At 42.0% G+C, this 12,074-nt stretch carries 14 protein-coding genes and 1 pseudogene; 5 read left to right on the top strand and 10 right to left on the bottom strand.

Going from position 1 to position 12,074, the window contains the following annotated elements; genetic code table 11:
- Positions 1-358: nucleoside/nucleotide kinase family protein (locus tag FU659_RS33210; RefSeq protein WP_483874520.1), on the top strand; the 358-nt coding region annotated here is incomplete at its 5' end.
- A gap of 75 nt (positions 359-433) precedes the next feature.
- On the opposite strand, the gene FU659_RS33215 is transcribed toward FU659_RS33210, so the two are convergent.
- On the bottom strand, positions 434-994 hold the full coding sequence (locus tag FU659_RS33215; protein ID WP_147951448.1) for a hypothetical protein: 561 nt from the start codon (positions 992-994) through the stop codon (positions 434-436).
- A 158-nt stretch (positions 995-1,152) separates the two neighbouring features.
- Here FU659_RS33215 and FU659_RS33220 point away from each other — a divergent pair, with 158 nt between their 5' ends.
- Entirely contained in the window at positions 1,153-2,268 is a 1,116-nt protein-coding gene (locus tag FU659_RS33220) for an aminopeptidase (protein ID WP_147951449.1), read from the top strand.
- A gap of 78 nt (positions 2,269-2,346) precedes the next feature.
- Here FU659_RS33220 and FU659_RS33225 read toward each other — a convergent pair whose 3' ends face one another.
- Both FU659_RS33225 and FU659_RS33230 read right to left on the bottom strand, forming a co-directional pair.
- Positions 2,347-2,784, bottom strand: a complete 438-nt coding sequence (locus FU659_RS33225; RefSeq protein ID WP_147951450.1) for a carboxymuconolactone decarboxylase family protein — start codon at positions 2,782-2,784, stop codon at positions 2,347-2,349.
- Positions 2,785-2,865: 81 nt separating this feature from the next.
- Positions 2,866-4,347: a L,D-transpeptidase family protein gene (locus FU659_RS33230; RefSeq protein WP_187274564.1), complete on the bottom strand. Its 1,482-nt coding sequence runs from the start codon at positions 4,345-4,347 to the stop codon at positions 2,866-2,868.
- A 166-nt stretch (positions 4,348-4,513) separates the two neighbouring features.
- Here FU659_RS33230 and FU659_RS36070 point away from each other — a divergent pair, with 166 nt between their 5' ends.
- Positions 4,514-4,651: a hypothetical protein gene (locus FU659_RS36070; protein WP_187274565.1), complete on the top strand. Its 138-nt coding sequence runs from the start codon at positions 4,514-4,516 to the stop codon at positions 4,649-4,651.
- Entirely contained in the window at positions 4,629-4,769 is a 141-nt protein-coding gene (locus tag FU659_RS36075; protein WP_187274566.1) for a hypothetical protein, read from the top strand. Before FU659_RS36070 ends, FU659_RS36075 begins: the two co-directional genes overlap by 23 nt.
- Here the strand turns inward: FU659_RS36075 and cyoD are convergent.
- From cyoD to FU659_RS33260, 6 genes and pseudogenes are all read right to left on the bottom strand, one after another.
- Positions 4,766-5,094 (bottom strand): annotated as a pseudogene (gene cyoD / locus FU659_RS33235) (cytochrome o ubiquinol oxidase subunit IV). The gene FU659_RS36075 and the pseudogene cyoD sit on opposite strands and share 4 nt — an antisense overlap.
- A gap of 1 nt (position 5,095) precedes the next feature.
- Positions 5,096-5,707 (bottom strand): cytochrome o ubiquinol oxidase subunit III, encoded by a 612-nt coding sequence (gene cyoC / locus FU659_RS33240; RefSeq protein ID WP_147951452.1) that lies wholly within the window; start codon positions 5,705-5,707, stop codon positions 5,096-5,098.
- On the bottom strand, positions 5,707-7,680 hold the full coding sequence (locus FU659_RS33245) for a cbb3-type cytochrome c oxidase subunit I (RefSeq protein WP_147951453.1): 1,974 nt from the start codon (positions 7,678-7,680) through the stop codon (positions 5,707-5,709). The genes cyoC and FU659_RS33245 overlap by 1 nt, the downstream gene beginning before the upstream one ends.
- A gap of 32 nt (positions 7,681-7,712) precedes the next feature.
- Positions 7,713-8,693: a ubiquinol oxidase subunit II gene (gene cyoA, locus FU659_RS33250; protein ID WP_147951454.1), complete on the bottom strand. Its 981-nt coding sequence runs from the start codon at positions 8,691-8,693 to the stop codon at positions 7,713-7,715.
- Between the two features lie 264 nt (positions 8,694-8,957).
- On the bottom strand, positions 8,958-9,218 hold the full coding sequence (locus tag FU659_RS33255; protein ID WP_147951455.1) for a hypothetical protein: 261 nt from the start codon (positions 9,216-9,218) through the stop codon (positions 8,958-8,960).
- A 117-nt stretch (positions 9,219-9,335) separates the two neighbouring features.
- Positions 9,336-9,956: a nitroreductase family protein gene (locus FU659_RS33260; RefSeq protein ID WP_147951456.1), complete on the bottom strand. Its 621-nt coding sequence runs from the start codon at positions 9,954-9,956 to the stop codon at positions 9,336-9,338.
- A 237-nt stretch (positions 9,957-10,193) separates the two neighbouring features.
- Here FU659_RS33260 and FU659_RS33265 point away from each other — a divergent pair, with 237 nt between their 5' ends.
- Positions 10,194-10,940, top strand: a complete 747-nt coding sequence (locus FU659_RS33265) for an MBL fold metallo-hydrolase (RefSeq protein ID WP_147951457.1) — start codon at positions 10,194-10,196, stop codon at positions 10,938-10,940.
- A 61-nt stretch (positions 10,941-11,001) separates the two neighbouring features.
- Here the strand turns inward: FU659_RS33265 and FU659_RS33270 are convergent, their stop codons facing one another.
- Positions 11,002-11,310: a DUF4870 domain-containing protein gene (locus FU659_RS33270; protein WP_147951458.1), complete on the bottom strand. Its 309-nt coding sequence runs from the start codon at positions 11,308-11,310 to the stop codon at positions 11,002-11,004.
- Positions 11,311-12,074: the final 764 nt, after the last annotated feature.

Genomic DNA, 12,074 nt, shown 5'->3' on the forward strand with positions numbered 1-12,074 from the left:
GGAAACCATTCGGATTGATGTTAAACCCATCGTCCTGCTAGAAGGTATTCATGTATTGACAGACGAAGAGCTTCGCGGCGCACTGAACATTAAGGTGTTCGTGGATACCGACCCTGATGTACGTATACTACGCAGACTCTCTCGTGATATTAATGAACGAGGCCGTACGCTGCAGTCCGTTTTTGATCAATATTTAACGACAGTGAAGCCGATGCACGACGCTTTCATCGAACCTTCCAAGAAATATGCGGACATAATTATACCCGAAGGCGGAGAGAACGAAATCGGAATTTCGATGCTGACCATTTTAACAGAACGTTACATGACGGATAAAGCTGCAAGCTACGAAATTGGATAATCGTTCAAACATAAAGGACACTCCTCCCATTTCTTATGGGTTGAGTGTCCTTTGTCGTTGATGAAACAATGTGTATCAACGAGGTTTGACAGACGAAAAGCCATTTTCTAAGTCCACGGCTTCCCATCTTTCCGCGTATTCATAAAGCTTCTGCTGAAGAGGAACATGAAACTGGTTAAGAATTACTAGCCGTGCTTTTTTAATCCATTCCTTGAAAGAAGGATAGGTAACGAATAAATTCACGTATCGATCACTCATGCAAACAAAATAAGGTCCTGGATTTTTGTCTGTCAAAAAGTTCAGCGAAGTTTCTAACGGTGTGTATTTCTTCCGCTTTCCCTCCCATGTGTCCAGATCCAATTGAACGGAGGAATTCGCATTCTTAATTAGATTTTCTAAATGCTTCACCCTGGCATAGTAAGGCAGCCGGCAAGAAATATCCATCCTACGAAGTGTTTCTTCATGTTGTGGATAGAAAATCGCTCGAACAAATTTTCTTTCCTCTGCCCATAGCGTAAACGCACCCATCTCAGCATCTGTCCAATCCTCAAAAGTTTCAAATAAGAAAACAGTTCCTTTGCGAGTTTGAACGGTTGGTTCGTACCCAAACGGTACTTTAATCTGTTCTTTAGCCATGGCTTCCTCCTCTGGTTGTGGGCATGCAGTATCGAATTGGTGTCATTGTATCATATATTCTAAGACATTCAACGATATGTTGTCCTGATTCGCATTAGCGAAGCCATTACGGTATACTTTTGACGTACCTATTTTCAAATTTAAGGAGACTACCAATCATGAGAGATCCAAGACTTCAAACATTTGCCCGAAACATTATTCGTTACTCGGTGAGTTTGCAACCCGGTGAGAACATATTAATTGAATTAATTGGAGTTAAAGACCCTGAGCTCGCCAAATGCTTTATTGAAGAAGTGTATGCAGTGGGCGGTAAACCATTCATCGAATTGCGTGATCCAGCCATTACACGAAGCTTGCAAATGAACGGGACGCAAGAACAATTCAGCGAATGGTCCGAGTTCGAGCTGCAGCGCATGAAGCAAATGGATGCCTATGTCGCTGTGCGCAGCGGAGATAATATCACCGAATCTTCGGATGTGCCTGACGATCAAATGAAACTCTACTTGAAATACTTCCAACGTCCGCTTTTCGATGAGCGTATCAATAACACCAAATGGTGTGTCATGCGTTATCCGAATGCTTCCATGGCCCAATTAGCGAGCAAAAGCACGGAAGCTTTTGAAGATTTCTATTTCAATGTATGCAACCTCGATTACAGCAAAATGGCGGAAGCTATGAAGTCCCTCGTCGACCTGATGAACGTTACAGATCGTGTTCGTTTAGTAGCTAAAGGCACGGACCTTAGCTTCTCCATCAAAGGCATTGGCGCCGTTCCTTGCTCGGGTCTTCGGAATATCCCCGATGGCGAAGTATACACAGCACCTGTGAAAGATTCGGTAAACGGCGTTATTAGCTACAATACGCCAACGATATACTCCGGTACCTCTTTTGAAAACATCGTGCTGCGCTTTGAGAACGGTCGAATTATAGAAGCGACCAGCAACGATAATAAAAAGCTTAACGATATCCTTGATACGGATGATGGCGCTCGTTATATCGGCGAGTTTGCGATTGGCGTAAATCCTTATATTCAGCATCCGATGAAAGATATTTTATTCGATGAGAAGATTGACGGAAGTATCCACTTCACACCTGGTCAAGCTTATGAGACAGCGGATAATACAAACCGTTCATCGGTTCACTGGGATATGGTCCTGATCCAACGTCCAGAGTATGGCGGTGGTGAAATTTACTTTGATGATGTTCTGATTCGAAAAGACGGTCGCTTCGTCATTCCAGAACTTGAGAAGCTGAACCCTGAAAATTTAATGTAGTTAAATAAAAAAGCAGTTGCTGTTTCCGATTATTTCTCGGAGAACCAGCAACTGCTTTTTCCCTTATTAACGCCGCATTCAATCAGGCATCATCCCCGTTGAAATAGCAATCCGATTCCAACAGTTAATGGCATTAATCGCCATCAAAATCGCCATAAATTGTTTCCCGTCAAAGTGAATTCTAGCCTCATCATAAACATCCAGCGAAACGCCGCTCTCAGAAATTAGCGTTATCGCTTCAGTTAAAGCCAGTACCGCCCTCTCTGCATTCGTATAGTAAGGTGCCTCCCGCCAAGCGTTCAGTAAGTATATTCGTTGTTCGGTCTCACCTTGAGCGCGCGCATCTTTCGAATGCAAATCAAGACAGTAAGCACAACCGTTTATTTGCGAAGCACGTAATTTAATGAGCTCTAACAAGGTTGGATCGATTCCGCTTCCCTTCACGAATTGCTCAAACTGGAGCATAGCATGTAATGCTTCCGGGTATTCTTTCTTATAATCCATTCTTAATGTCATGTGGGTTACCTCCTTTTATGTACACCGTTTAAGGTGCCTTCCCCATCAAGACGATATACTATGTGCTTTTGTGACAAAGAATTATCCCAGCCAATGAAAAATAATGCCTTCCGCTTTCTGATTTATCTTAGGCAATGTAGAAGGAATCAGAAGTCCAGTGTTTTCTACTTGCTTTTCAAGAGCTGTCGGCCATTTGGCAGCATCAATTTGGACGTTAGTGCCCTTCGGCACAAACGGGAATATTTGTTGGATATCTCCATTGGTTAATCGTATGCAGCCCATAGATTGATCTCGGCCTATAGAGCTCTCATCCATTGTGCCATGGAGCGCAATCCGCCCAAGACTCAAGCCTGCCTCACCATAACTTGTTGAGGTTTTCCCCTTCGGCTGTTGCACGCGGTCAATGATTTGAAAGCTGCCTTGTGGGGTGCTTCCGTTCACGCCAAGACCAATGGCTTTATCCCACAGCAGATAGGTTCCGCTGATTAATTTCATATGGTGTTCATCTTCATTGATTTCAATATGCAGAGGGTCAAAGGGAACTCTCTCTAAGCCTTTTACATTGGCATAGAACATGGCATCCAAACTGCCTGCCCCAGCGTCATAGACCCATCCACCCTCTCCGTTAAAAACAGCAGAAGTGCCATTAGAACCAGAGTTCACTTCTATAGGTATAAAGCTTAAATAATTATGAGGATAATCCTCTAGCAAGGCTTCTAGCGCGTTAGGTGATCTACCATGATCGTTCTGATACGTTTGCAAAGCAGTTCGAACTAAATTAGCACCAATCGCGCTAAGCGGTTGGTGCTTGATGAATTCAGAATTTAGAAATCGAATTTTCACCGTACGGTCAGATGCGGGGTGATATTGGGCGATGACGACCGCGCTTTTCATAAGCTCTTCATTCGTTAGTAACAAGGTTTTGCCTTGCTCCCCTTTATCTGGAGACACAATGCCGTAAATAATGATATTGGCTTTGGGTGTTTGTTGAGCTAAGGCAATTGCCTGCTTATGAAGAGCAGTTTCCATGGCTTCATTCTTTGCATCAGGAGCAAAATACATCGTATATGGCGTATCTACGGTTTCATAAACGATGTCGCTTCCCACATTCCATACTTTCAGTTGGGAAATGGTTTTATAAATGGGTGTATCCCCGAAAAAAAGCATGACTAACACCAAATTTACGATAAAGAGGACAAGAAGTAATATTTTCATAAAAGGAGGTAATAATTGTTTTTTAGCCTTTGGAAAAACAGTTTCCAGCCCTGCCGCATGCGCGGCATGCTGCTGATCCAAGAGATGAATAGCCCGATTAGCAGCTGAATAGAAAGGTGAAGGGTATGTCTTCAAAACTTCCTTATAATGAAACATAGCCCTCTTTCGATTCCCGTTCATCTGATATTTCTGCCCCATTTTGTAATGAGCTTCTGGTGAATTAGCGTCCAAATACCGAAGTACTTTCTCATAATACTGGGGGTCGCCCGAGCTTATAAAAAAATTTTTATGCAAATGAATCAAATTCTCATCCAGCATGGTTTGAAATCGTTGGCCTCGGCGAATCATTCTGCTCCTCCCATTCGATAGAATGCTTGTCCAGTTTAATGAATGATACATTAGGTATCATTTGATATCTTAATGTATCATTTCTTTTGCAGAATAACAACTGTTTTTGCTTGCTTGCATGAATCGTCATCCTTTGACAAAAGCTGAAACATGGAGGTGATATTCAATGACTGGAAGGAACAATTCACCGAAAAATAATGGCCCTGCAAGCAGCCCTTCTCGCTTAGATCAATTTGGAGAAAAAGCCGTTCAACAGGAAAAGCGAGAATCAAAAGAACACAATGAGAAAAAATCAACTTGTTAATTTGTTCATACCGCTAACCAAGGATAAACGACTTCGTCGTTCTTCAGGGGCGAGCGAACAAAAAAAGACGATCTCACCGCCAATCGCGGGAGACCGTCTTTTCAATATTATTACCTAATGCACAACTTGATTATAAGTCATGATCCATATGGATCGCCAACAATAGTCACTAAGATGATAAAACCGAAAATGAGTGCCATGATGTTCCAACGAGCGTTCTCGCCCTCTTTCACATGCATAAAAAAGAACAATTGAACCCCAAATTGAAGTATCGCCATGATGAGAATTAAGAGTAAAGTACCCGTTCTTTCCAACATGTGGTTCATGACAGCCACTAGTGGAATAATCGTTAAAAGAATCGAAAGAATGAAACCAATGACATAAGATTTCAATGAACCATGAGTGCCATGATTGTCATGCGAACCCGCTTGCGGCTGACTCATCTTACATCACCCCCATCAAATAAACGATTGTAAATACGAAGATCCAAACAACATCCAGGAAATGCCAGTACAAGGAAAGAATCGTTACTTTACGCATAGTTACCGGAGTAATGCCTCTGCGTCTCAACTGAAAGATCAAACCGATCATCCAGATTAAACCGACAGAAACGTGAAGTCCGTGAGTTCCAACTAAAGCGAAGAACGCTGACAGAAATGCACTGGTAGATATTGTGGCCCCTTCATGATTAACCATGTTAATAAATTCTTGTAACTCAAGCCCGATAAATGAAGCCCCAAGAAGCGCTGTAACAATTAACCAGCCAATCAGTTGTTTCATATTGCCTTTATGCATGCCAAGTATTGCTAAACCGCTGGTGAAGCTGCTCGTCAGCAAGATGAAGGTCTCTGCAATAACGCCCGGCATTTTAAAGAGATCCTCTGGCGTTGGTCCCCCATTCGTGTTTTGGTGCAGTACCACATAAGTGGCAAACAACGAACCGAACAAGATACAATCCGTAATTAAAAACAACCAGAATCCGAACGTTTTGAGCGACTCGTGTTCATGCTCATGATCGTGAGCATGATGACCGTTCTGTGCAGTTGCCTGTGCCATTATACGTTCGCTCCTTTCAATGCCTCTTCCGTGCGTTTCACTTCATCGGCTGGTATATAATAATCCGTATCATAGGAGAATGACCTTGCGATCATACAAATGGCAACCCCGATTAAAGCAGGGATCGTGAGCCACATCCAGTCAAAGACGAATCCGAATCCGGCAAAAAACCACATTGCTGATATGATGAATGGAATAGCCGAGTTTTTAGGCATATGAATCGGTTCATAGTGAATTGGAGCTTTATTTTTCGTCACCGCACCTTGCTTCTGCTTCTCTTCCCACCAGGCATCAACTTCATTGGCTACTGGAAGCTGCGCAAAATTATAAATAGGCGCAGGGGACGGAATTGACCATTCTAGTGTACGCCCATCCCATGGATCGCCAGTAACATCCTGCTCACGGAATTTAATGCTGTGGGCAATTTGCCAAACTTGGAACAGGAAACCTATCCCCATCAAGAACCCACCAACGGTGGAAACGAGGTTCAATGGTCCCCAACCCATATCAAAGCTATACGTGTAGGTACGACGTGTCATACCGTCTAAGCCCAAGAAATATTGCGGCATGAAACAGACATAGAACCCAATATTCCATAGCCAGAAAGCCCATTTACCTAAATGCTCGTTCAGCTTAAAGCCGAACATCTTCGGCCACCAATAATAAAGACCTGCGAAGTAACCAAAAGCTACCCCACCAATCAAGACTTGATGGAAATGTGCGATCAAGAAATAACTGTTATGGAATTGGAAGTCAGCAGGCGCCACAGATAAGAGTACACCAGTCATCCCGCCTACTACGAAACAGGGAATAAAGGCGACCGTCCACATCATCGGTGTTGTAAAGCGGATTTTACCGCGGTACATGGTGAACAGCCAGTTAAAGATTTTTGCTCCTGTCGGAATGGCAATCAACATTGTACTTATGGCGAAGAAGGCATTTACGTCCGCGCCAGATCCCATGGTGAAGAAGTGATGCGCCCAAGTAAAGAAGGACAGCAAGCTAATAATTAACATGGCATAAACCATGGATTTATAGCCAAACAATTTTTTCTTTGAGAAGGTAGCTACAACCTCGGAGAATATCCCGAATGCCGGTACGACAACAATGTAGACCTCAGGATGGCCCCACATCCAAATCAAGTTTATATACATCATCGGATTTCCGCCACCGTCCAGCGTGAAGAAATGAGCCCCCAGGAAACGGTCCAGAAATAATAAAGCGAGTGTAACTGTTAAGATCGGGAAAGCAAACATAATCATGATACAGCTGGAGAAAACGGACCAACTGAACATCGGCATCTTCATCAGTTTCATGCCAGGAGCACGCATTTTAAGAATGGTGACAATGAAGTTAATCCCCGTCGCCAAACTACCTATACCTGAAATTTGAATACCCCAAATATAGAAGTTTTCTCCGACACCAGGACTATGAGACATCTCAGAAAGCGGTGGATAGCTAAGCCATCCAGCATCCGGTGAACCTCCGATAACGAACGACACGTTGAACAACATCGCTCCCCAGAAGAACATCCAGAAGCTTAATGAATTCAAGAACGGATAAGCCACATCTCGGGCTCCAATTTGCAGAGGAACAACAATGTTAAATAATCCGAACATAAGAGGCATGGCCATAAACAAAATCATAATAACGCCATGCGTTGTAAAAATTTGATTATAGTGTTCCGCCTGAAGAAACTCACTATTAGGCATGGCTAATTGCAACCGCATCAAGAGTGCGTCAACGCCGCCGCGGAAGAGCATCATGATGGAGCAAATGATATACATGATTCCGATTCGCTTGTGGTCAACACTTGTTAACCATTCGCGCCATAGCCAGCCCCATTTCCTGAAAAACGTCAGGACGAAGACCATGGCTACCATGGCTAATCCGATGCTGACTTGAGCACCCAGAATAAGTGGATCGCCGGTCACGAAAAACTCGGAGGCGAATTGCTTGATTGTATCTAGCATGAGCATGACTTCCTTTCATTGATACTTCGATCTTATTTCGTCATCTTCATCTGACTGTGGTCCATTTTCATGGTTTCCTTTGGTGCAATCTTGTCTGTTGATGAGGATTTATTCGTCTCTTTTGTAGATTCCATGCTGCCATGACCACTATGCGTTTGACCATTTGTATATTTCGTCACAATATATTGAAACAGTCCGTCAGGGATCGACGAGAAATATTGCACGCCCGATTTGCCTGGTTTAGCTAAAGCAGTGTAGGATTCCATCGTTAAAGCAGTATTCACTTGTTTCGTTTTGGCGACGAATGCATCAAAATCAGCTTGTGAAGTCGCATTGACGTCAAACGTCATATCTGCAAAATGCTCACCGCTGAAATTCGCGCCTGTACCGAAGTAATGGCCAATTTCGTCCGCTTGCAAGTAAAGCGTCATAGCCATGCCTGACATCGTATAAATTTGACCACCCAATTGCGGAACCCAGAAGGAATTCATCGGCGCATCCGAGGTAAGTTCAAATTTAATCGGCGTGCCTTCAGGAATCTGAAGATAATTCACCGTTGCTATTCCGAGCTCAGGATACGTAAACAGCCATTTCCAATCTAGAGACGTGACTTGTACCGTCACGGGTGCTTTGCTGGAAACCAATGGCTTGGAGGGCTCCAACGCATACGTATAGCGAATCGTTACTACAGCTAACGTGACAATAATGATAATAGGTATGGACCACCATATTGTTTCTAATGTTGTACTGTGCGCCCAGTTCGGCCGATAGGATGCCTTATTCCCTTCTTTATCACGATATCGCCAGACAATCCATGCCGTTAGCGCAAGCACCGGAACAAGGATAACGGCACACAATACGGAAGAGATCATCATTAAATCCCTTTGTTGTGCACCTATTGGACCTTTTGGGTTCAGCACCATAGCTTGATCACTACAACCAGCCAATACGGCAATCATGGCGATCATCATGAAGGGTAGAATAGCCTGTACAAGTTTTCTCTTTTTCACCATACTTAACCTCCCAAATCAAAATCGACGTAGTAATCGTTCCTGTTCCATTCCATAAACGATTTAATGAATAACCTAATCTCAAGATAGCAAATTACAGTGAAAAGTACACTCCCGTATTCAGGACTTAACAAATACGTCAAAGGATCGACGTTTTAATGTAAAACAACTGTCACAGAACGTTTGTTGACTATTGCTTAAATGTATGCAAATCAAAAAGCCTTCAATTTACATTGAAGGGCTTTATTGTTAATAGATTAGCTTTATTCACTCAACCTTGGATGTATGACGAGAGTGTACCAAATGAATAGCTGTGCGTATCACATAGATATGCACACTCCCCACCATAAACCCGATACCCACCATAAGAGAAGTATTACGATCATTAAAATGATCCATACTGAACAAACTTAATAGTAATCCGATACCCAACAATACCCACGCTGCCATTGTCATCATTTTAATTAAAGGTGTCACGTCGCGTTCACTGCGTTCTACACGAGTTGCAGAAGCTGTTCTAATTGCCATAATGATCACTCCAAACTTGAATGTAAGTGCTTTATATCTAGTATACCACAAGTTTGAAGATTTGTTCATATTTTATTCACAAGATGATCAAAATTTGGACAAATTCAATTAACGTGATTATTTAAACAATTTGAATCGTTCTTCTATCGGTTTAAATTGTTTATCCCCAGGAGAATCCGTTGGCGTTCCAAATGGCATCTGGGCTATTAATTGCCATGATTCTGGCAGGCTCCACTTTTCTTTCACTTTCTCGTCAATAAGCGGATTGTAATGCTGCAAACTTGCTCCTAACCCTTCTGCCTCAAGCGCCGTCCACACAACAAGCTGAAGCATGCCCGAGGAATGTTGCGACCAAACCGGGAACCGGTCTTGATAAGCCGGATAACTCCCTTGCAGTTCTTCCACCACAGACCAATCTTCGAAAAATAAAACGGAGCCAAATCCACTGCGAAAGCCTTGCATTTTCTGTTCAGTCGACTCGAATTGATCTGCCGGAACGATGGCCTTTAACACATCTCTCGTCATATCCCACAGTTGATTGTGCTGTTCACCTAATAAGAGAACTACTCTTGCACTTTGTGAATTAAACGCCGAAGGTGTGTGCTTCACAGCCTCTTCAACAAGCTCTTTAACGCGATCAGCCGAAATCGGTGATTGATTACTAATCCCATAATAAGAGCGTCTTGATCGAATTGCTGACAGAAAATCAGTCTTTGTTCCTTCCACGGTAAACTTCATTCCCTTCAATTAAATAGAAACACATGTAGTTTGCCTGATTTATTCTTTTATTATGAAAATACAAATCGATGGTTAAAAAATCTCACAAAAATATATATTGACATATAGTTGAAAGTGTGTTATAATAAAATATTTAAATTGACTTAATGTCTTCCTCTGACTATGATAGCAATAGCTCATCGAATTCAATTATCGCTTTAGCTCATTGTATTCCATATTACTTAGGGAGGGTTTATCATGAAACTTGCAAATGGATTGTATATGCTCGAACTATCTGTTCCAGTTATGGGACAAATTGATGTTATTTACCCCACACTGCTTGTCGATGAGGGTGGTGCAATTTTGGTTGATACCGGATTTCCAGGCTTGTTTCCCACTTTACGCCAAGCAATGGAGCAAGAAGATGTTCAACTTAGCCAGTTACACACGATTCTTATCACTCATCAAGATCTTGACCATATTGGCAGTTTACCGACTTTCCTAAGTGAGTCACCACAGTTCATAGAGGTTCTTGCCAGTGAAATAGAAAAGCCCTATATACAAGGGGAAAAAATGCTAATTAAAATTACATCAGAAAAAATTGAGGAAGCCGTGAACAGTTTACCGAGTCACGTTACACCTGAATGGCGAAATGCTTTCCGAGCTACACTCGAAAACCCACCCAAAGCTCCTGTTACCGGTCTCCTACACGGTGGTCAAGAGCTCCACTATGCAGGTGGCATTGTCGTCATTGATACTCCAGGGCACACACCAGGACATTTGAGCCTGTATCATAAAGCAAGCAAAACGCTAATAGCCGGTGATGCTATGATTGTGACGGATGGACAATTGCACCGCCCTGTACCCGAACAAGCCTCTGATTATAACTTGGCCGTGAAATCGTTAAAAAAATTCACTGATTTCGACATTCACGCAGTCATTTGTTATCACGGAGGTTTATTCAAACACAACGTTAACCAACGAATAAGCGAGTTGGCCCTATAAATGAGAAAAGCAGGCTGCCATAACCGGCTAGCCTGCTTTTACTTATGTACATTTATGTAGGTTACTTTAGCAGCGTATACCCACCAATAATGGGCAATGGTTTTACTTGCCCCTGTGCAGCCGCTACGATACCCAAAACAGCTAAAATAACGAGTCCCAAGTTCACAAATGGAAGTAATATAAATCCGAGAAATGGAATCATACTGAGTACAACATTAAGGATAATCATAACCAGAAACAATGTAAGTCCTTGGTTTGCATGGTACCAAGCAAATTTGGAGTCTTTGGCTGCGATGAGCGGAATAAAAAATAAAATGTAAGCAAGAATGGCCATTCCTTTATTGTTATGGATATCTGTGGAGTCGTACATGAACAACACCTCTTTTCCTCAAAGTATACTACTATCATTATTTTCCGAGTTGCCCATCTATTCTGCCAGTTTCTCACATTCCGATAAATTTTTATTTGCCCTCTTCCCTTGCTTGATGAATTCCTGTTATTGTTTCGCGAAAAAAAGACAAGACAAAAACTCCCCTAAATGCCCGGGAGTTGATTCTCGTCCTATAGCGTACATGTTTATTCTTATTTAGCAATCAATTGGTGAATGACTTCATCCTGAGGTTTGTATTCGAGAAGTTCAAGGTTGGAAAAAAAACGACTTAACTTTATCATTTTCTCTGTTGCTGCCAAGTGGGTTATTGGCGAACACATCGCTTTACCTTTGTAACATACGATATAAAACAAATTTGATCACCCGATTCATCCTATATATTAGCAAGAATTGATACATATTGTATCATAACTTATTTTCACTTAATTCGCAACAAAAAAAGATACTAACCGTCATAAACCGATACATATATGAGAAGCCACAGGACTTTATACCCGAACCTCCATGAAATTAAACTGTTATTTTATTAGTATCGACGGAATATCATTGATATAAACATTGAAAATCTTACAATAACAGAACAGATTTCAAGTACCTATATAATTTTCGACTTTCTACATAGTACGAAAGACCCCTTCAGTTATGAGGCCACTGAAAAAGGTGCGCTTTTAATTTTCTGAAATAGATCTAAATTGATAATGGCGAATTTCCATTCAATCTGAATGAGAATTCGCCATTATTTA

It is taken from the genome of Paenibacillus sp. N3.4 (assembly GCF_008017805.1).
Lineage (GTDB): Bacteria > Bacillota > Bacilli > Paenibacillales > NBRC-103111 > Paenibacillus_E.